Annotated in this window: 20 protein-coding genes; 13 read left to right on the top strand and 7 right to left on the bottom strand. The window is 56.7% G+C overall.

Annotated features, from left to right (window positions below):
• Nucleotides 1–2 precede the first annotated feature (2 nt).
• Genes hemX through hemC form a run of 3 tightly spaced genes read right to left on the bottom strand, consistent with a single transcriptional unit; the run spans nucleotide 3 to nucleotide 2,880 of the window.
• A complete protein-coding gene (gene hemX, locus ACA108_21235) occupies nucleotides 3–1,178 on the bottom strand; it encodes a uroporphyrinogen-III C-methyltransferase (protein ID XEX95805.1) in 1,176 nt (391 codons plus the stop codon).
• 23 nt (nucleotides 1,179–1,201) lie between these two features.
• A complete protein-coding gene (gene hemD, locus ACA108_21230) occupies nucleotides 1,202–1,942 on the bottom strand; it encodes a uroporphyrinogen-III synthase (protein XEX95804.1) in 741 nt (246 codons plus the stop codon).
• Nucleotides 1,939–2,880 carry a hydroxymethylbilane synthase gene (gene hemC / locus ACA108_21225; GenBank protein XEX95803.1) on the bottom strand — a complete coding sequence of 314 codons (942 nt, stop codon included), beginning with the start codon at nucleotides 2,878–2,880 and terminating at the stop codon, nucleotides 1,939–1,941. The genes hemD and hemC overlap by 4 nt, the downstream gene beginning before the upstream one ends.
• Nucleotides 2,881–3,165: 285 nt before the next feature.
• On the opposite strand from hemC, the gene cyaA reads away from it, so the two are divergent.
• Complete coding sequence (cyaA, locus tag ACA108_21220; GenBank protein XEX95802.1) at nucleotides 3,166–5,709, top strand: class I adenylate cyclase; 2,544 nt, start codon at nucleotides 3,166–3,168, stop codon at nucleotides 5,707–5,709.
• Here the strand turns inward: cyaA and cyaY are convergent.
• On the bottom strand, nucleotides 5,706–6,032 hold the full coding sequence (gene cyaY / locus ACA108_21215) for an iron donor protein CyaY (protein ID XEX95801.1): 327 nt from the start codon (nucleotides 6,030–6,032) through the stop codon (nucleotides 5,706–5,708). The two genes, cyaA and cyaY, sit on opposite strands and share 4 nt — an antisense overlap.
• 128 nt (nucleotides 6,033–6,160) lie before the next feature.
• Between cyaY and ACA108_21210 the strand changes: the two genes are divergently transcribed.
• The 8 genes from ACA108_21210 to corA all read left to right on the top strand — a co-directional run bounded on the left by ACA108_21210 (nucleotide 6,161) and on the right by corA (nucleotide 13,220).
• Nucleotides 6,161–6,370 (top strand): lipoprotein, encoded by a 210-nt coding sequence (locus ACA108_21210; protein XEX95800.1) that lies wholly within the window; start codon nucleotides 6,161–6,163, stop codon nucleotides 6,368–6,370.
• A 38-nt stretch (nucleotides 6,371–6,408) separates the two neighbouring features.
• A complete protein-coding gene (gene dapF / locus ACA108_21205) occupies nucleotides 6,409–7,233 on the top strand; it encodes a diaminopimelate epimerase (GenBank protein XEX95799.1) in 825 nt (274 codons plus the stop codon).
• On the top strand, nucleotides 7,230–7,934 hold the full coding sequence (locus ACA108_21200) for a DUF484 domain-containing protein (protein XEX95798.1): 705 nt from the start codon (nucleotides 7,230–7,232) through the stop codon (nucleotides 7,932–7,934). The genes dapF and ACA108_21200 overlap by 4 nt, the downstream gene beginning before the upstream one ends.
• Nucleotides 7,931–8,836: a tyrosine recombinase XerC gene (gene xerC / locus ACA108_21195; GenBank protein XEX95797.1), complete on the top strand. Its 906-nt coding sequence runs from the start codon at nucleotides 7,931–7,933 to the stop codon at nucleotides 8,834–8,836. Before ACA108_21200 ends, xerC begins: the two co-directional genes overlap by 4 nt.
• Entirely contained in the window at nucleotides 8,836–9,552 is a 717-nt protein-coding gene (gene yigB, locus ACA108_21190) for a 5-amino-6-(5-phospho-D-ribitylamino)uracil phosphatase YigB (GenBank protein XEX95796.1), read from the top strand. Before xerC ends, yigB begins: the two co-directional genes overlap by 1 nt.
• A gap of 185 nt (nucleotides 9,553–9,737) precedes the next feature.
• Nucleotides 9,738–11,900, top strand: a complete 2,163-nt coding sequence (gene uvrD, locus ACA108_21185; protein XEX95795.1) for a DNA helicase II — start codon at nucleotides 9,738–9,740, stop codon at nucleotides 11,898–11,900.
• 114 nt (nucleotides 11,901–12,014) lie between these two features.
• On the top strand, nucleotides 12,015–12,107 hold the full coding sequence (ysgD, locus tag ACA108_21180) for a YsgD/CorL family protein (GenBank protein XEX95794.1): 93 nt from the start codon (nucleotides 12,015–12,017) through the stop codon (nucleotides 12,105–12,107).
• Between the two features lie 162 nt (nucleotides 12,108–12,269).
• Nucleotides 12,270–13,220 carry a magnesium/cobalt transporter CorA gene (corA, locus tag ACA108_21175; GenBank protein ID XEX95793.1) on the top strand — a complete coding sequence of 317 codons (951 nt, stop codon included), beginning with the start codon at nucleotides 12,270–12,272 and terminating at the stop codon, nucleotides 13,218–13,220.
• 48 nt (nucleotides 13,221–13,268) lie between these two features.
• Here corA and rarD read toward each other — a convergent pair whose 3' ends face one another.
• Together rarD and yigI are read right to left on the bottom strand one after the other, a co-directional pair.
• On the bottom strand, nucleotides 13,269–14,165 hold the full coding sequence (gene rarD, locus ACA108_21170) for an EamA family transporter RarD (protein XEX95792.1): 897 nt from the start codon (nucleotides 14,163–14,165) through the stop codon (nucleotides 13,269–13,271).
• 187 nt (nucleotides 14,166–14,352) lie between these two features.
• Complete coding sequence (yigI, locus tag ACA108_21165; protein ID XEX95791.1) at nucleotides 14,353–14,823, bottom strand: acyl-CoA thioesterase YigI; 471 nt, start codon at nucleotides 14,821–14,823, stop codon at nucleotides 14,353–14,355.
• Between the two features lie 174 nt (nucleotides 14,824–14,997).
• On the opposite strand from yigI, the gene pldA reads away from it, so the two are divergent.
• From pldA to rhtC, 3 genes are all read left to right on the top strand, one after another.
• Nucleotides 14,998–15,867, top strand: coding sequence for a phospholipase A (gene pldA / locus ACA108_21160; protein XEX95790.1), 870 nt, complete (start codon nucleotides 14,998–15,000; stop codon nucleotides 15,865–15,867).
• 64 nt (nucleotides 15,868–15,931) lie between these two features.
• Nucleotides 15,932–17,758, top strand: coding sequence for an ATP-dependent DNA helicase RecQ (recQ, locus tag ACA108_21155; protein ID XEX95789.1), 1,827 nt, complete (start codon nucleotides 15,932–15,934; stop codon nucleotides 17,756–17,758).
• Nucleotides 17,759–17,825: 67 nt separating this feature from the next.
• Nucleotides 17,826–18,446, top strand: a complete 621-nt coding sequence (gene rhtC / locus ACA108_21150; GenBank protein ID XEX95788.1) for a threonine export protein RhtC — start codon at nucleotides 17,826–17,828, stop codon at nucleotides 18,444–18,446.
• 3 nt (nucleotides 18,447–18,449) lie between these two features.
• On the opposite strand, the gene rhtB is transcribed toward rhtC, so the two are convergent.
• Nucleotides 18,450–19,070: a homoserine/homoserine lactone efflux protein gene (gene rhtB / locus ACA108_21145; protein XEX95787.1), complete on the bottom strand. Its 621-nt coding sequence runs from the start codon at nucleotides 19,068–19,070 to the stop codon at nucleotides 18,450–18,452.
• A gap of 99 nt (nucleotides 19,071–19,169) precedes the next feature.
• Between rhtB and pldB the strand changes: the two genes are divergently transcribed.
• Complete coding sequence (pldB, locus tag ACA108_21140) at nucleotides 19,170–20,162, top strand: lysophospholipase L2 (GenBank protein ID XEX95786.1); 993 nt, start codon at nucleotides 19,170–19,172, stop codon at nucleotides 20,160–20,162.
• Nucleotides 20,163–20,187: the final 25 nt, after the last annotated feature.

The raw sequence follows: 20,187 nt of genomic DNA, 5'->3' as shown, positions 1-20,187 counted from the left end.
GCCTATTCTCCCTGGCTTTCGGCTGGAGCCGGTGCGGGCGCCGCTTCAGCTGGTGCAGCGTCTGCGGTAGCAGGCTGAGCGAGTAAATTGCGAACGCGCGTCTGCATCAGTTTCTCCAGCAGCGGCTGGCTCTGCAGGCTGTCCGGGACATCCATATTGATGCTCTGCTGGCTCAGCGAGTCCAGCTGATCCAGGAAGACTTTGGAAGTTGCATCATCGGTATCGTAATAAGCGCGAACCCATGTAGAAACGCTCTCCAGAGACTGTTTGTAAATCTCTTCCTGATGACGCGGTACGGCCTGAGCGGCAATCAGCAGGCGCGAACGTATATTTTCACGCAGATAGATGTCCTGGTTCGGTGCCAGCAGCGGCACCGCGGTTTCATCACGGCGGCGGATAGTAATAAAGCTGTCCATAAAGCTGTGCCAGCTCTTCACCAGGTTCTGGCGCCATTCGGCCACGGTGCTTGAGAGCTCGCTGCCGTCGGAGTCCATCGGCGTATCGTCATTGTCGTTATCGGCCAGGCGCAGGTTATCTACCTGATTCGCCAGCTGATTTACCTTCAGAATAATGCCGTCGTAATCGACCTGTGAAACACCGGACAGCGCGCTGATATCGTCGGTGATGGCACGACGAGCGGCAATCAGGCTTGAATCATTCATATCAGCCAGGCTGGCGTCGGCACTTTTCAGCAGCGCGGCGGCCGTAGTGACATCCCGATCGCTCCATAGCTTGCGTCCGGCTAATTTGACGAGGAAGTCCGCCTGGGCCAGCAGCCAGGTTTTGGCATCGCTGCCGGAAATGGTTGCGACTTTTTGCTGTACTTCATCAAGCTGGCGAGTCAGGTTTGCCTGCTGGCGACTGGCTTCATCCAGGGCGGTAGCCTGCTGTTTGATGGTCTTTTCGAGCTCGGCTTTCTGCTCATCTTGCTGCTTTTGCAGGGCGGTGAGCTGGGTTGCCAGCGCATCGTTAGTCGCCGTTTGTGCGGAAGCCTGGTGTTTACCATAGCTGTAGAGGCCACCACCTAACGCCAGCGCGATAGCTATGGCGATTGCACCCAGCGCAATACCTGCCACGCCACTGCGATTCTTCTGTGGAGGCTGCTCTGGAAGCGGTGTGCTTTCCACCGCGGGTTTGGTCTCTTCAACCATGGCGGAGGAAGTATTTTGTTCCGTCATTGTGGCGTCCCATATTGTTAGGTTTATTGTAACGCGCGGAGCAGCGCGTCATTGTCTGCGTTATCGGCGACCCGAATATCCTGCCAGCCTAAATCACGGGCAACGATCGCCAAACGCTCACTGACTACCACCAGCCGGCAGTGCAGTAACCAGTCAGTGCGATACCACTCTGGTATCAATGTATAAAGCTGATGAAGCATTTCGCCGCTGGTGACAACGAGGGTGTTAATGCCGCGATCGCGCCAGCGAAAGGCCTCTTCAGTGCCGTCATAAATTTTTGCGCAGCGTTGATAGCATTCACAAAATTCTACTTTAACACCACGGGAAGCAAGATTGTTCCCGATAAGCTCCCGGCCGCCGTTACCACGCAGAATGAGCGCGCGCTTCCCGGCAACATTCTGTAATTGAGGTAATTGTAGCAAGACTTCGCTGGTTTCCCGATCTAACGGGTAGCGAACCGGCAAATGGCTGACGGTGTGCAACGCCAGCGCCGTTGTGCGTCCGATGGCGAACCAGGACAGGTTTTCACGCCATTTAATACGGTTGCGTTGCATAACCGGCTGCGCGTAATGTACCACGTGCTGTGAGAGCACAAAGACAAGGTCGCCCGGCGACAGGGCCGCAAGGCGCTCCGACAGCTGCTCCAGCTGCCGGCCTGGGGAGAATTCGATGAGGGGAAAACTGTACGCCACCTGCCCGAGTGCGCGCAGACGGCTCACTAACTCTTCCCCGGCGGGAGAGGGGCGGGTGACAAGAATCGTCATGCGGGCGCGTCCCCGTCATAAATGTCGGCCAGTACTTCACGTGCGCCGTTATTGAGAAGCTCTTCCGCCAGATTGATCCCCATTGGGACCGCATCTTCTGCTTTACCGCGACGCTCACCGCGCACCATAAAGGAGCCGTCCGGCGCGCCAACCAGCGCACGGAGCCAGAGTTCGCCGTCTTTCAGTTCAGCGTAGCTACCGATAGGGACCTGGCAGCCCCCTTCCAGACGCATGTTCATCGCGCGTTCAGCGCTAACGCGAATGGCGGTTTCTTCATGGTTCAGGGGGGCGAGCAGGGCGCGGGTGCAGTCATCGGCCAGGCGACATTCAATGCCGACTGCACCCTGGCCAACGGCCGGTAAGGAGATTTCAGCTGGCATCGCGGAGCGAATTCGAGACTGCAGGCCCAGACGATTGAGCCCGGCGACGGCAAGAATAATCGCGTCGTATTCGCCACTATCGAGCTTGCTTAGGCGAGTGCCAACGTTGCCACGCAGGGAACGGATAATCAGGTCCGGGCGACGTTCGGCGAGCTGGCACTGACGGCGCAGGCTTGAAGTACCCACCACGCTGCCCTGAGGCAGGTCGTCGAGGCTGGCATACTGGTTTGAAACGAAGGCGTCACGCGGATCGTCGCGCTCGCAAATCGTCACCAGACCCAGACCTTCCGGAAACTCGACCGGCACGTCCTTCATGGAGTGGACGGCAATGTCAGCACGGCCTTCCAGCAACGCAAGCTCCAGCTCTTTGACGAACAGACCCTTACCGCCGACTTTGGCCAGCGGCGTATCCAGGATCACATCGCCACGGGTGACCATCGGCACCAGCTCTACGGTGAGCTGCGGATGATTCGCTTCCAGGCGCTGTTTAACATATTGTGCTTGCCAGAGGGCTAGCGGACTCTGGCGAGTGGCAATTCTTAATACATTGTCTAACATGCTTGTTACCGTAATTGTCGTCCTGCTGCCATCCTACCACTCTTCGCGGAAGGCTGTCAGTTTCAACGGTTTTTGCGGAAAAGAGGGACGTGACTCGTATTATGGAATATAAAACGGCTTCCTGGCGTGGAAGGTTGTGCGTAGTGCAACTTTCTTTACGGTCAACCAGCAAGGTGTTAAATTGATCACGTTTCCAGCAGTCGCTTGCCCGTTCGTTTATAATCATAAGGGCAACGACCGGGAAACGGGTTTTTTCGAAATACTGAAACCATCAGGCGATATGTCTTGTACCTCTATATTGAGACGCTTAAACAGAGACTGGATGCCATCAACCAACTGCGTGTAGATCGCGCGCTTGCTGCAATGGGCCCTGCTTTCCAGCAGGTCTACAGTCTTCTGCCAACATTGTTACATTATCATCACCCGCTGATGCCGGGTTACCTCGACGGTAACGTTCCCCATGGCATCTGCATTTACACGCCTGATGAAACCCAACGCCACTATTTGAACGAGCTGGAACTGATGCGCGGCATGCCGCCGCAGGCGACCGTCAAGGGCGAGTTGCCCATCACCGGCCTCTATACCATGGGCAGTACCTCCTCCGTCGGCCAGAGCTGTTCTTCAGACCTGGATATCTGGGTGTGCCACCAGGCATGGCTCGATAATGACGAACGCCAGCTGTTACAGCGCAAATGCAGCCTGCTGGAAAGCTGGGCGGCGTCGCTGGGCGTAGAGGTTAGCTTCTTCCTGATCGACGAAAACCGTTTCCGTCATAACGAAAGCGGCAGCCTCGGCGGCGAAGACTGCGGCTCAACCCAGCACATCCTGCTGTTAGACGAATTTTATCGCACTGCCGTGCGCCTGGCGGGCAAACGTATTCTGTGGAGTATGGTGCCGGGCGATGAAGAAGAGCATTACGACGATTATGTCATGTCTCTTTATTCACAGGGCGTGCTGACACCAAACGAATGGCTGGATCTCGGTGGATTGAGCACGCTCTCCGCCGAAGAGTACTTCGGTGCCAGCCTGTGGCAGCTCTATAAAAGCATCGACTCCCCCTATAAGGCAGTGCTGAAAACCCTGCTGCTGGAAGCCTATTCCTGGGAGTACCCGAACGCCCGCCTGCTGGCGAAAGACATTAAACAGCGCCTGCATGACGGCGAGATCGTTTCATTTGGTCTCGATCCGTACTGCATGATGCTGGAACGCGTTACCCATTATCTGACGCAAATCGAAGATACTGCCCGCCTGGACCTGGTGCGCCGCTGCTTCTACCTGAAAGTGTGCGAAAAGCTCTCGCGTGAACGCGCCTGCGTAGGCTGGCGGCGTGAAGTGCTGAGCCAACTGGTCAAGGAGTGGGGCTGGGACGAAGAGCGTCTGGCGATGCTGGATAACCGTGCGAACTGGAAAATTGACCAGGTCCGCGACGCCCATAACGAACTGCTTGATGCCATGATGCAGAGCTATCGCAACCTGATTCGCTTTGCTCGCCGTAACAACCTCAGCGTCTCCGCAAGCCCACAGGATATCGGTGTGCTGACCCGTAAACTATACGCGGCCTTTGAAGCGCTGCCGGGTAAAGTGACGCTGGTTAACCCGCAGATCTCCCCGGACCTGTCCGAATCGCACCTGACGTTCATTCATGTGCCGCCGGGCCGCGCCAACCGTTCAGGCTGGTATTTGTATAACCGCGCGCCAAACATGAATTCCATCATCAGCCATCAGCCGCTGGAATATAACCGTTATCTTAATAAGCTGGTGGCATGGGCCTACTTCAACGGCCTGCTGACCTCTCGCACCCGCCTGTTTATTAAGGGCAACGGCATTTGCGATCTGCCTAAGCTACAGGAAATGGTTGCCGATGTTTCGCACCACTTCCCGCTTCGCCTGCCCGCGCCAACACCGAAGGCGCTTTACAGCCCGTGCGAAATTCGCCATCTGGCGATTATAATCAATCTTGAATATGACCCGACGGCAGCCTTCCGCAATCAGGTCGTGCATTTCGATTTCCGCAAGCTTGACGTCTTCAGCTTCGGGCAGCAGCAGCAGTGTCTGATAGGCAGCGTCGACCTGCTGTATCGCAACTCGTGGAACGAAGTGCGAACCCTGCATTTCAACGGCGAGCAGGCGATGATCGAGGCGCTGAAGACCATTCTGGGCAAAATGCACCAGGACGCCGCGCCGCCGGACAGCGTGGAAGTGTTCTGCTACAGCCAGCATCTGCGCGGGCTGATCCGCACCCGCGTGCAGCAGCTGGTTTCCGAATGTATCGATTTCCGCCTTTCCAGCACGCGCCAGGAGCCGGGCCGCTTCAAAGCGCTGCGCGTCTCCGGGCAAACCTGGGGGCTGTTCTTCGAGCGCCTGAGCGTGTCGGTACAAAAACTGGAAAATGCGGTGGAGTTCTATGGGGCAATTTCCCATAACAAACTGCATGGCTTATCGGTACAGGTCGAAACGAATCACGTCGAGCTGCCGCCGGTGGTGGACGGGTTTGCCAGCGAAGGGATAATTCAGTTCTTCTTCGAGCAGTCCAGCGAAGATCAGGGCTTTAATATCTACATTCTGGATGAGAGCAACCGGGCGGAAGTTTACCACCACTGCGAGGGCAGCAAAGAGGAACTGGTGCGTGACGTCAGCCGCTTCTACTCGTCATCCCACGACCGCTTTACCTACGGCTCAAGCTTCATCAACTTCAACCTGCCGCAGTTCTACCAGATTGTGAAGGTTGATGGCCGCATGCAGGTCATTCCGTTCCGCACCCAGACCATCGTACCAGCGGCACCCGCCAATCAGGACGATAGCGATACGCCGCTGCTGCAGCAGTATTAATCCTGGCGGAAGCTGACCGGCTCGCCAGCCTGCGCCGTGCAGGCCTCTTCCAGCAGCTGCCAGAACTCCGCGCCGCTACGGTCGCAAATCCACTGCTCGCCTTTTAAATTAAAGTGATAGCCACCGCTTTTGGTTGCCAGCCACACCTGATGCAGCGGCTCCTGGCGGTTAATAATGATCTTGCTGCCGTTCTCAAAGCTCAGCGTCAGCACGCCGCCGTTAATCTCACAGTCGATATCGCTTTCGCCATCCCAGTCGTCCAGGCTTTCTTCAATCGTCATCCACAGGCCGTCGCATATGCGATGAAATTCGCTGTCGTTCATCTCTTCTTCTCGGTTGTTCGGGTTCAGGGCAGTATAAAAGCAACCCTGCGGAATAGAAAAGAGTATTGCTTTTCGGGGTTCACCTGCGATGATAGACGACAGCATAATGAATCACAGGCAACTCAATAATGAAGAAAATTTTCTGCCCGCTGGCTGTCGCTCTTGCGCTGTTTAGCCTGACCGGCTGTGGCCTGAAAGGCCCTCTCTATTTCCCACCGGCTGACGGTAAAACCAAACCGGCGACGCAAAACACCGCGCCTGCTCCACAGACGCAGTCACCTACCCCGGTCCGCAACGATCGCGGAATGGACGACGCGCCGACCCAGACTGTTTACTAGTCGCCAAGAGATAAGTAACCGCGGAAATGGAGCAGAAGATGCAGTTCTCAAAAATGCATGGCCTCGGTAATGACTTTATGGTCGTCGACGCGGTGACACAAAACGTTTACTTCTCGCCAGAGCTGATCCGTCGCTTGTCGGATCGCCATCTCGGCGTCGGGTTCGATCAGCTGCTGGTGGTTGAACCGCCGTACGATCCGGATCTCGATTTTCACTATCGCATCTTCAACGCCGACGGCAGCGAAGTCTCGCAGTGCGGCAACGGCGCGCGCTGCTTTGCCCGCTTTGTGCGCCTGAAAGGGCTGACCAACAAGCGTGATATTCGCGTCAGTACCGCCAATGGCCGTATGGTGCTTAGCGTGACGGATGATGAGCTGGTACGCGTGAATATGGGCGAGCCCAACTTCGAACCTTCCGAAGTGCCGTTCCGCGCAAACAAAGCGGAAAAGACCTATATTATGCGTGCCGCGGAACAGACCATCATGTGCGGCGTGGTGTCGATGGGTAACCCACACTGCGTGATTCAGGTTGATGATGTCACCACCGCAGCCGTTGAAACCTTAGGTCCGGTAATGGAAAGCCACGAACGTTTTCCTGAGCGGGCAAACATCGGATTCATGCAGGTCGTTACTCGTGAACACATCCGCCTGCGCGTCTTTGAACGCGGAGCCGGGGAAACGCAAGCTTGCGGCAGCGGTGCCTGTGGTGCCGTTGCCGTGGGTATACAGCAAGGCCTACTGGCCGAACAGGTACGCGTTGAGCTGCCCGGCGGTCGCCTTGATATCGCCTGGAAAGGGCCGGGTTCTCCGCTGTATATGACCGGCCCGGCGGCCCATGTCTATGATGGATTCATACATCTATGAAGAACGCCGAGGAACAGCAAGAAGCCGTACTGGAGCTCACCGATAACGCCGTGGCGGAATACCTGCAGCGCAATCCGGACTTCTTTATTCGCAATGCCCACCGGGTAGAACAGATGCAGGTGCCGCACCCTGTTCGTGGCACGGTGTCGCTGGTGGAGTGGCATATGGCGCGCAGCCGTAACCACATCAACCGCCTCGAAGAGAACATGAACCTGCTGATGGAAGAGGCCAGTACTAACGAGGGCCTGTTCTATCGCCTGCTCAAACTCCAGGGCCGTCTGGCTTCGGCCACAAGCCTGCAGGATATGCTCAACCGCCTGCACCGCTGGGCGCGCGAGATGGGGCTGGCGGGGGCGAATGTCCGTCTTTTTGCTGACCGCTGGCGTATCGGCGCACCTTCTGACTTCGTGCAGCTCTCCCTGAGCCGCCAGGCGTTTGAGCCCCTGCGCATTCAGCGCCTGGGCGACAGCCAGCACTATCTTGGGACGCTCAACGGACCGGAGCTGCTGGTGATCCTGCCGCAGGCGAAAGCCATCGGTTCGGTGGCCATGTCGCTGATGGGCAGCGATGCCGATCTCGGCGTGCTGCTGTTCAGCAGCCGCGACCCGCAGCATTATCATGAGGGCCAGGGGACGCAGCTGCTGCATGAACTGGCGCTGATGCTGCCCGATTTGCTGGAGCGCTGGATTGAGCGCGTATGACCATCTCACCGCTTCAGGCAGCCGTTGATGGTTTCCTGCGTTATCTGAAGGTTGAGCGCCAGCTCAGCCCGCTTACCCTGCTAAACTATGGCCGCCAGCTCGAAACCATTGTCCACCTGCTGGGTGAGATGGGGGTGAAAAACTGGCAGCAGTGCGATGCCGCAGGCGTGCGATCTCTTGCCGTCCGCAGCCGTAGAGCAGGCCTCGGGCCTTCCAGCCTCGCGCTTCGTCTCTCCGCGCTGCGCAGCTTCTTCGACTGGCAGGTCAGCCAGGGTGAACTCAAAGCCAACCCCGCAAAAGGGATCTCCGCGCCAAAATCAGGCCGCCATCTGCCGAAAAATATTGAAGTAGATGACGTTAACCGCCTGCTGGATATCGATCTGAACGATCCGCTGGCGGTACGCGATCGTGCCATGCTGGAAGTCATGTACGGCGCGGGCCTGCGTCTCTCCGAGCTGGTCAACATGGATTACGGGCACATCGACCTCAGCACGGGCGAGATCTGGGTGATGGGCAAAGGCAGCAAAGAGCGTCGTGTACCGGTGGGGAAATCCGCCGTGACCTGGGTTGAGCACTGGCTCGATCTGCGTGAGCTGTTTGGCCCGGACGACGACGCGCTGTTTCTGTCGAAGCAGGGGAAACGTATCTCTGCCCGCAACGTCCAGAAGCGCTTTAGCGAGTGGGGGATCAAGCAGGGGCTGAACAGCCATGTTCATCCCCACAAGCTTCGCCACTCTTTTGCCACGCATATGCTGGAGTCGAGCGGCGATCTGCGCGGCGTGCAGGAGCTGCTGGGCCACGCGAATCTCTCCACCACGCAAATCTATACCCATTTAGATTTTCAACATTTAGCCACGGTGTACGATGCCGCGCATCCACGCGCCAAACGGGGGAAATCGTAATGCATTTTTACCGCCCACTTGGGCCAGTTGCCGCGCTCACTTTTGATCTGGACGACACCCTGTATGACAATCGTCCGGTGATCGAACGTACCGAGCTTGAGTCCTTAAGTTTTGTGCAGAACTACCATCCGAGCCTGAGCGCGTTAAAAAAGCCTGATTTCATGCGCCTGCGCCATGCGATTCGCCTTGCCGAGCCTGATATCTATCACGACGTGACCGAATGGCGTCGTCGTGCCGTTGAGCAAGCAATGCTCGACGCGGGCTTGAGCGCAGAAGAAGCTTCGGCGGGTGCTACGGCTTCCATGGCGAATTTTGCAGCGTGGCGCAGCCGTATTGACGTGCCGGAAGAAACTCACGACACGCTCGCGAAGCTCGCCGAAAAATGGCCGCTGGTGGCGATCACCAACGGCAACGCGGAGCCGCATCTTTTCGGGCTTGATAAATACTTTAAGTTCGTTCTGCGGGCTGGCCCGCACGGACGTTCAAAACCGTTTAATGATATGTACCATCTGGCGGCGCAAAAGCTCGACGTGCCGCTTGCGCAAATCCTTCACGTGGGTGACGACCTGACCACGGACGTTGCCGGAGCCGTCCGCTGCGGCATGCAGGCCTGCTGGATAAACCTGCACGACGGCGACCTGATGCAGATCGACGACAGCCGCCTGTTACCTCATCTCGAAATTTCGCGGTTGGCATCCCTCACCGCGCTGATATAATCACCACAACTCTGTATAAAATTCCAGGTGTTGATACTCGTCATACTTCAAGCTACAGGTGCGTTGGCTGCACTCGCTCACCCCAGTTACTTACTTTATGTAAGCTCCTGGGGATTCCCGAGCTTGCCGCCTTCCTGTAACTCGAATTATTTAGAGTATCCCATACTCCTTTAACGGCGGTGCCAATGGACGTTTCTTACCTGCTAGACAGCCTGAATGATAAACAACGTGAAGCCGTCGCGGCCTCGCGCAGCAATATGCTGGTGCTGGCAGGGGCGGGCAGCGGTAAAACACGCGTACTGGTACACCGTATCGCCTGGCTGATGATGGTCGAGAACTGCTCTCCGTACTCTATTATGGCGGTGACCTTCACCAACAAAGCGGCGGCTGAAATGCGTCACCGTATCGGCCAGCTGATGGGCACCAGCCAGGGCGGCATGTGGGTCGGTACGTTCCACGGCCTGGCGCACCGCCTGCTGCGCGCGCACCACATGGACGCCAGCCTGCCGCAGGACTTCCAGATTCTGGACAGCGAAGACCAGCTGCGTCTGCTAAAGCGCCTGATCAAAGCGCTGAACCTCGACGACAAGCAGTGGCCCGCACGTCAGGCAATGTGGTACATCAACGGCAAAAAAGACGAAGGGCTGCGCCCGCACCACATAGAAAGCTACGGCAATCCGGTGGAGCAGACCTGGCAGAAGGTTTATCAGGCCTATCAGGAAGCCTGCGACCGCGCAGGCCTGGTGGATTTCGCCGAACTGCTGCTGCGCGCGCACGAGCTTTGGCTCAACAAGCCGCACATTCTTAACCACTACCGTGAACGCTTCACCAACATTCTGGTGGACGAATTCCAGGACACCAACAGCATCCAGTACGCGTGGATCCGCATGCTGGCGGGCGACACCGGCAAGGTGATGATCGTCGGCGATGATGACCAGTCAATCTACGGCTGGCGTGGGGCGCAGGTGGAAAACATCCAGCGCTTCCTGAAGGATTTTCCCGGCGCGGAAACCATTCGTCTGGAGCAAAACTACCGCTCGACCAACAACATTCTGAATGCCGCCAACGCCCTGATCGCTAACAACTCTGGCCGCTTAGGCAAAGAGCTGTGGACCGACGGCAGCGACGGCGAGCCGATTTCCCTCTACTGCGCTTTCAATGAACTGGACGAAGCCCGCTTCGTGGTTAACCGTATCAAAACCTGGCAGGAGAACGGCGGAGCGCTGGAGCAGTGCGCCATTCTCTATCGCAGCAACGCCCAGTCGCGCGTGCTGGAAGAGGCATTACTGCAGGTCAGTATGCCGTACCGCATCTACGGCGGCATGCGCTTCTTCGAACGTCAGGAAATCAAAGATGCGCTGTCGTACCTGCGCCTGATTGCTAACCGTAACGACGACGCGGCGTTTGAGCGCGTGGTGAACACCCCAACGCGGGGGATTGGCGATCGTACGCTGGACGTGGTGCGCCAGACCTCCCGCGACAAACAGCTTACGCTCTGGCAGTCCTGCCGCCTGTTGTTGCAGGAAAAGGCGCTTGCTGGCCGTGCGGCCTCCGCCCTGCAACGCTTTATGGAGCTTATCGACGCGCTGGCTCATGAGACCATCGACATGCCGCTGCACGTCCAGACTGACCGCGTGATTAAAGACTCTGGCCTGATGATGATGTACGAGCAGGAGAAGGGTGAAAAAGGCCAGACGCGTATCGAAAACTTAGAGGAGCTGGTGACGGCAACGCGCCAGTTCAGCTATCAGGACGAAGACGAGGATTTGATGCCGCTGCAGGCATTCCTCTCCCACGCCGCGCTGGAAGCGGGTGAAGGGCAGGCGGACACCTGGCAGGATGCGGTTCAGCTGATGACGCTGCACTCCGCCAAAGGCCTGGAGTTCCCACAGGTCTTTATTGTTGGTATGGAAGAGGGCATGTTCCCGAGCCAGATGTCGCTGGATGAAGGCGGTCGTCTGGAAGAAGAGCGCCGACTGGCCTACGTCGGTGTGACGCGGGCCATGCAAAAGCTGACGCTGACCTACGCGGAAACCCGTCGTCTGTACGGCAAGGAGGTTTATCACCGCCCGTCGCGCTTCGTCGGTGAGCTGCCGGAAAATACCGTTGAAGAGGTGCGTTTACGCGCCAGCATCAGCCGTCCGGTCAGCCATCAGCGTATGGGTACGCCGATTTCCGAAAATGACACCGGCTACAAGCTCGGGCAGCGCGTGCGCCATGCAAAATTTGGCGAAGGCACCATTGTTAACCTGGAAGGCAGCGGCGATCACAGCCGCGTGCAGGTCGCTTTTCCGGGGCAGGGAATTAAGTGGCTGGTGGCCGCTTATGCGAAGCTGGAAACGGTGTAACATCCAGATTTATCGCGCAATTTTCTGAAACGCTGCTACCCTTAAAACATCGCGGGTATTTATTCGCAAGCGGTGCCCCGTTGCGTGTTGACGCCATATTTATGGTGGCGTAACATGCGCGCACGAATACGACTTAAGAGGACACTCGCCTTGGACACACCCAGTAGATACTGGCTCAATTACCTGTTATCCAGGTACAACTTCTAAGGCTATCCTCGAATGCTGATAGCCTTAGTGGTTGTCGGCGACTGCTCGTCTACCGTTCCCGTCGCAATGAGTCAGGCTGTTTAATGGTCTGAAACCTCAAGAGTTTCTGTCTGTGTGCCAACCGAACTGTCCCTGATATTTTTTGCATTGGGAGTCCCGGTCATGCTGAGCGCATTTCAACTGGAAAACAATCGCCTGTCCCGCCTTGAAGGGGATGAAACCGACGACCTGACGAACTCCGTCTGGGTCGATCTGGTGGAGCCCGAAGAGAGCGAGCGGCAGCGTGTGCAAACGGAACTTGGTCAGAGCCTGGCAACCCGACCAGAGCTGGAAGACATCGAAGCCTCGGCGCGTTTCTTTGAGGACGAAGACGGGCTGCACATCCACTCATTCTTCTTCTTTGAAGATGCTGACGATCACGCCGGTAACAGCACCGTTGCCTTCACCATTCGTGAAGGCCGCCTGTACACCCTGCGCGAACGTGAACTGCCTGCGTTTCGTCTGTACCGCATGCGCGCCCGCAGCCAGGCGATGGTGGACGGCAACGCCTACGAGCTGCTGCTGGACCTGTTCGAAACCAAAATCGAACAGCTGGCGGACGAAATCGAAAATATCTACAGCGACCTGGAAAAGCTCAGTCGTGTGATTATGGAAGGGCACCAGGGCGACGAATACGACGCCGCGTTGTCAACGCTTGCGGAGCTGGAAGATATCGGCTGGAAGGTTCGCCTGTGTCTGATGGATACCCAGCGAGCGCTGAACTTCCTGGTGCGCAAGGCGCGCTTGCCGGGCGGCCAGCTGGAGCAGGCCCGTGAGATCCTGCGGGATATCGAATCCCTGCTGCCGCACAACGAATCCCTGTTCCAGAAGGTGAACTTCCTGATGCAGGCGGCAATGGGCTTTATCAACATCGAGCAGAACCGCATCATCAAGATCTTCTCGGTTGTGTCAGTCGTCTTCCTGCCGCCTACGCTTGTAGCATCCAGCTACGGGATGAACTTCGAATTTATGCCCGAGCTGAAGCTGAGCTTCGGCTATCCGGCGGCGATTATCGTGATGATCCTCGCCGGGCTTGCGCCTTACCTTTACTTCAAGCGTAAGAACTGGCTGTAACGCTTTTTCTCCCTCCCCCTTTGGGGAGAGGGAGAAATTCAGCTGCCGTTAAGCGATTTTACGCAGCCGACGTTGCGTATACACCGCATCCAGAATAAACAGCGCAAGCGCCGCCCAGATAAAGCCGAAGGTCACCATCTTGTCTTTGCCCACGACCTCACCGTAGAAGGTGACGGCCAGCAGGAACATCAGCGTCGGGCCAAGATACTGGAAGAACCCCAGCGTGGAGAGGCGCAGGCGCGTTGCGGCGGCGGTAAAGCACAGCAGTGGGATCGTGGTCACTACGCCTGCGGCAATCAGCAGGAGATTCAGTGACCAGGGATTCTGCCCCATATGGCTGGTTGCGCTGTCGGCGATGCCGAACAGATAAATTGCCGCAATCGGCAGCAGCCAGAGCGTCTCGACTAACATCCCGGTTTGCGCATCCACGGCGATCTTCTTACGGACCAGCCCGTAGAAAGCAAAGCTGAATGCCAGACCGAGCGCAATGACCGGCAGCGAGCCAAACGTCCACAGCTGCACCAGCACCCCACAACAGGCCAGCGCCACGGCCAGCCACTGCATGCGGCGGAAGCGTTCCCCCAGGAAAACCATCCCCAGCACGACGTTGACCAGCGGATTAATAAAGTAGCCGAGGCTGGCTTCAAGCATATGGTTATTATTCACCGCCCAGATAAACAGCAGCCAGTTCCCGCCGATAAGCACCGCAGACCCGGCCATCGCCAGCACTTTGCTGCGGTTCCGGCAGGCTTTTTTCACCTGCGGCCACTGACGGCTCAGGCTAATCAGCGCGATCATAAAGAAGAAAGACCAGATAACGCGGTGGGTCAGGATTTCATCTGCCGGAACGTAGTTGATCAGTTTGAAATAAGCAGGCGCGATGCCCCACATTAAATACGCCGCGAGGGCAAACAACACGCCCTGGCGGGTCTGTTTCGCATCCATGAAGAAAACTCGTCGAAGAATAGTGCGCAAATAGTAACAGGATTTACAGATCGGTGACAAAATTCACACGTTTGAATGTTGGAAAAATATTAAAGAAAATCAATTTATTGATTTTCACCAACTCAACCAAAGATAAGGAAAAACCACGTTATTTCCTTATCTTTTAGCAGTCTCAGTATTTATCTTCTTACCCCACCATATAGGTGGCCGTGGCGCTGGCGATGTGCAACTGATCTTCGTTATGTAATTCCACGCGGGCCACCGCCACTTTGTTACCTGCGCGCAATAAGCTGCTGCTGGCGGTGAAGCGCTGCCCACGGCCAGGACGCAGGTAATCGACGCGCAGATCGATAGTGCCCATCTTCGACAGGCGCTGGCGCAGCTCCTCTTCGCTGATGGTATCGTGGCGCGTCAGCGTACTCCCCACGCATACCAGGCCCGCCGCCACGTCCAGCGCCGAGGCAATCACGCCGCCGTGCAGAATGCTTTGTGCCCAGTTGCCGACCATCATCGGCTGGTTGTTAAACCCAAGCTGGGCAAAGGCTTTTTCATAGCGCTCAAGCTCAAGGCCGAGGGCGCGGTTAAAGGGCATGTGATAAACGAAAATTTCACCAACCAGCTGGAGCGCAGCTTCAGTTGTCAGAACATTGCCGGACATAGATCGTTCCTCGATCGCAAAGCGTGAATAAGTAACCTGGATGTGTATTTTATGCTTCTGATTTGTTGCTTTCCACTTTAGGACAGTCAGACGAGCGGGACGAATAATAACTCTGTAGAATGTCCGCCAGCTAACAATTCGAAACTAATTATTACGTTCAGGAGAACCTCGTCGATGCGCAAGTTTTTGGGATGCTTGATGGCTGTATGCTTGCTGCCTCTTACGGCATACGCTCAGGAAGCAACAGTTAAAGAAGTGCATGATAAGCCTGCCGTACGCGGCAGCATCATTGCTAACATGCTGCAGGAGCATGACAACCCGTTCACGCTCTATCCCTATGAATCTAACTATGTGGTTTACTCGGTAACGGACGACCTGAACAAAGAAGCCATCAGCTCATACAACTGGTCTGATAATGCCCGCAAAGACGAAGTGAAGTTTCAGCTAAGCCTCGCCTTCCCGCTCTGGCGCGGTATCCTGGGCCAGAACTCGGTGCTGGGCGCGTCTTATACGCAGAAATCCTGGTGGCAGCTGTCCAACAGCGGCGAATCCTCACCGTTCCGCGAAACGAACTACGAACCGCAGGTATTCCTCGGCTTTGCGACGGATGACTCGTTTGCCGGATGGACGCTGCGCGACGTCGAGTTTGGTTACAACCACCAGTCTAACGGTCGCTCCGACCCAACCTCCCGCAGCTGGAACCGCATGTATGCGCGCCTGATGGCGGAGCACGGAAACTGGCTGGTGGAAGTGAAGCCGTGGTACGTGATTGGCTCAACTGACGATAATCCGGATATCACCAAATATATGGGTTACTACCAGCTGAAGGTGGGTTACGCCCTCGGCGACGCGATCCTGAGCATGAAGGGCCAGTACAACTGGAACACCGGCTACGGCGGCGCGGAGCTTGGCTTCAGCTACCCGGTCGGCAAGCACGTTCGCCTGTACACCCAGCTGTACAGCGGCTACGGCGAGTCATTAATTGATTACAACTTTAACCAGACGCGCTTCGGTGTTGGCGTTATGCTTAACGACCTGTTCTAAAAAGTTGCAGTTTTTAACGCAGGCGCTGAAAATAGCGCCTGTTTTTTTTGGTGGTGGAGAGAGCGTGACAGAGGCGGAAGTAATTAATCAGACAGCGCTGGCAAGACAGGTCCTGCAAGAGACCTTCGGCTATCAGCAGTTCCGTCCCGGTCAGGAAACCATCATTGAAACGGTGCTTGCCGGTCGCGACAGCCTGGTCGTGATGCCAACAGGCGGCGGCAAATCCCTCTGCTATCAAATTCCCGCGCTGGTGTTTGGCGGCCTGACGGTGGTGGTTTCGCCGCTGATCTCGCTGATGAAAGATCAGGTGGATCAGCTGCTCGCCAACGGGGTTTCTGCGGCCTGCCTGAACTCCACCCAGAGCCGGGATCAGCAGCAGGAAGTGATGGCTGGCTGCCGGACCGGGCAAATTCGCCTGCTCTATATCGCCCCTGAGCGGCTGATGATGGACAACTTCATCGATCAGATCTCCCAGTGGCACCTGTCGATGGTGGCGGTGGATGAAGCGCACTGTATTTCACAGTGGGGGCACGACTTCCGCCCTGAATACGCAGCACTTGGCCAGCTGCGCCAGCGTCTGCCGGACGTTCCGTTTATCGCCCTTACGGCGACGGCCGACGACACCACGCGACTGGATATCGTGCGCCTGCTCGGCCTGCAGGATCCGTTTATCCAGATCAGCAGCTTCGACCGCCCGAACATTCGCTACATGCTAATGGAGAAGTTCAAACCCCTCGATCAGCTGATGCGCTATGTGCAGGAGCAGAAGGGTAAATCCGGCATTATTTACTGTGGCAGCCGCGCGAAGGTTGAAGACACCGCCGCGCGCCTGCAAAGCAAAGGTATCTCAGCCGGGGCCTATCACGCCGGGCTTGAGCATGATGTCCGGGCGGACGTGCAGGAAAAATTCCAGCGCGACGACCTGCAGATTGTCGTCGCCACCGTCGCCTTCGGCATGGGTATCAACAAGCCTAACGTCCGCTTCGTGGCGCACTTTGATATTCCGCGCAATATTGAATCCTATTACCAGGAAACGGGCCGCGCCGGGCGCGATGGCCTGCCTGCGGAAGCCATGCTGTTTTACGATCCGGCGGACATGGCCTGGCTGCGAAAATGCCTCGAAGAGAAGCCCATGGGGGCGTTGCAGGACATCGAACGCCATAAGCTCAATGCGATGGGTGCCTTTGCAGAGGCGCAAACCTGCCGCCGTCTGGTGCTGCTGAACTACTTCGGGGAAGGCCGACAGCAGCCATGCGGCAACTGCGACGTTTGTCTGGATCCGCCGCGCAGGTATGACGGGCTGATGGACGCGCAAAAAGCGCTGTCCTGTATTTATCGCGTCGGCCAGCGTTTCGGTATGGGCTACGTTGTGGAAGTGCTGCGTGGCTCAAACAACCAGCGTATTCGCGAGTTCGGCCACGACAAGCTGAAGGTTTATGGGGAAGGGCGCGAGCACACCACCGAACATTGGGTGAGCGTGATCCGCCAACTCATTCACCTTGGCGTGGTGACGCAAAATATCGCCCAGCATTCAGCTTTGCAGCTTACTGAAGCAGCCCGCCCTTATCTGCGCGCGGAAGTTCCGCTGATGCTCGCCGTTCCCCGGGTTGTGGCGATTAAATCTAAAGCGAGCCAGAAGTTTGCCTCCGGCAACTACGACCGCAAGCTGTTCGCCAAGCTCCGTAAACTTCGCAAAGCCATCGCTGACGAAGAGAACATCCCGCCTTACGTGGTGTTCAACGACGCGACGCTTATCGAAATGGCGGAGCAGATGCCGTTATCCCCAGGCGAAATGCTGGGCGTGAACGGCGTAGGAACCCGCAAGCTGGAGCGTTTTGGCCGTGAATTCATGTCACTCATTCGCAGCCACGTTGACGGCGAAGATGAGTAGTAGCCAGTCCTGCCCGAACGTGGCAGGATGGTTGTTCATCGACTGATTGTCCCGCGAGTAACTTCCTATGCTGATGCTCTTTCTGACCGTAGCGGTATTGCATATCGTTGCCCTGGTCACCCCAGGCCCTGACTTTTTCTTCGTTTCCCAGACAGCCGTTAGCCGCTCCCGCAAAGAGGCGATGATGGGCGTGCTGGGGATTACCGGCGGCGTTATGGTGTGGTCCGGCGTGGCGTTACTGGGCCTGAACCTGATCCTGGAAAAAATGGCGTGGCTGCACAGCATTATTATGGTTGGTGGTGGCCTGTACCTGTGCTGGATGGGTTACCAGATGCTGCGCGGCGCGTTTAAGAAAGAAGTGGCAACCGAAGAGGTGCCAGCGGTTGAGCTTGCTCACGGCGGACGCAGCTTCCTGAAAGGGCTGCTCACCAACCTTTCGAACCCGAAAGCGATTATTTACTTCGGCAGCGTCTTCTCTCTGTTCGTTGGCGATAGCGTGGGCGGGGCCGAGCGCTGGGGCTTATTTGTGATGATCGCCCTGGAGACCTTTGCCTGGTTTACCCTCGTGGCGAGCCTGTTCGCCCTGCCGAAAATGCGTCGCGGCTATCAGCGCCTCGCCAGATGGATCGACGGCATGGCGGGCGCTCTCTTTACCGGCTTCGGCATCCACCTGATTATTTCCCGCTAATTCTCAGGCCTGGCGTGCTCCGGCAAGGAGCGCGCCTACCAGCATAAACAGCGAACCAAACACCCGGTTCAGCGCTTTCATCTGACGCGGCCCTTTTATCCAGCCCGCAATGCGCGTGGCTAACGTCGCGTAGCCAATCATTACGATGATATCCACCACTACGGTAGTCACGCCCAGAATCACGTACTGCATCGCCTGCGGCTGATGCGGAGCGATAAACTGTGGGAACAGGGCCGCCAGAAACACAATACTTTTGGGGTTGGTGAGATTCACAAACACCGCGCGTTTAAACAGGCGGCTGCGCGGCTGGCTAGCCGCCAGGGTATTGAGATCGATAGAGCCTGCCGCCCGCCACTGCTGGATGCCTAGCCAAATGAGATAAGCAACACCTGCCCATTTCAATACTTCAAATGCCATTAGCGAACGTGAAAACAACGCACCCAGCCCCACGCCAACCAGCATAATATGAATCGCCAGCCCGGTTTGTAATCCTGCAATAGATGCTGCGGCTCCACGGTAGCCGTGGCTCATCGCGGTGGACATCGTATTAATCGCGCCGGAGCCTGGGGAAAGGCTTAAAATGATTGTCGTTAGAAGATAGGTAAACCACCATTCGAAAGTCATAGGAAATTCCCGATTGAACACTTTTGTGCCACAATACGCTATTGTTTATGGGCGTGCTATGGGTCACAAATATTCAGACAGACGGTGCAAAAACAGCTTATGTGTCAGCATAAAAATGGATGGTTAACACGTGAGAGCGCATTTGCTGCTTTCACACAGGGTCCATTGACGGACTTCTGGCGCGAGCGCGAAGAGCGTGAATTTCTGGGCGTAGACGATGTGCCGGTTCGGTATGTTCGCTTTTGTGCCGAGGAGCACGACCGCGTCATTGTCGTTTGTCCGGGCCGTATCGAAAGCTACGTGAAGTATGCGGAGCTTGCCTACGATCTGTTCCACTGTGGCTACGATGTGCTAATCCTCGACCATCGCGGACAGGGGCGCTCGGGCCGCATGCTTTCCGATACGCACCGTGGCCACGTCGTGAAATTCAGCGACTACGTCGAAGATTTTGACCGCTTTTATCAGCAGGAAGTTGCTACCGGCCCGTGGCGTAAGCGTTACGTGCTGGCCCACTCGATGGGCGGGGCTATCACCACGCTCTGGCTGGAAAAAAATTCTCAGGCCTTTGATGCCGTGGCGCTTACCGCGCCGATGTTCGGTATTACGTTGCGCTGGCCGGACTGGATGGTGCGCCACCTGCTCGACTGGGCGGAGGGCCACCAGCGCATTCGTGAAGGTTACGCAATAGGAACAGGCCGCTGGCGCGCCTTGCCGTTTAGCGTTAATGTCCTGACTCATAGCCGTGAACGCTACCGTCGCAACCTGCGTTTTTATGCTGACGAGCCAGCATTGCGGGTAGGCGGGCCGACATGGCACTGGGTACGCGAAGGGATACTCGCAGGAGAAGAAGTGATAGCGGGAGCCACCGCTATCACTACGCCGATGTTATTACTCCAGGCAGAAGAGGAGCGGGTGGTGGATAACCGCGCGCACCAGCGATTCTGCGAACTTCGTGCCGCGGCGGGCCATCCCTGTGAGGGGGAAACACCTTACGTCATCAACGGCGCGTATCATGAGATCCTGTTTGAAAAGGACGATATGCGGGCCAGCGCGTTGAATGCCATCCTCGATTTTTTCGACCGGCATCATTAATTTTCTTCACCAGAGGTTTACTAAT

The sequence above is a fragment of the Dryocola sp. LX212 genome, from assembly GCA_041504365.1.
GTDB lineage: Bacteria > Pseudomonadota > Gammaproteobacteria > Enterobacterales > Enterobacteriaceae > Dryocola.
Note: the sequence above shows the minus strand (reverse complement) of the source record. Positions and strands in the feature narration are given on the sequence as shown.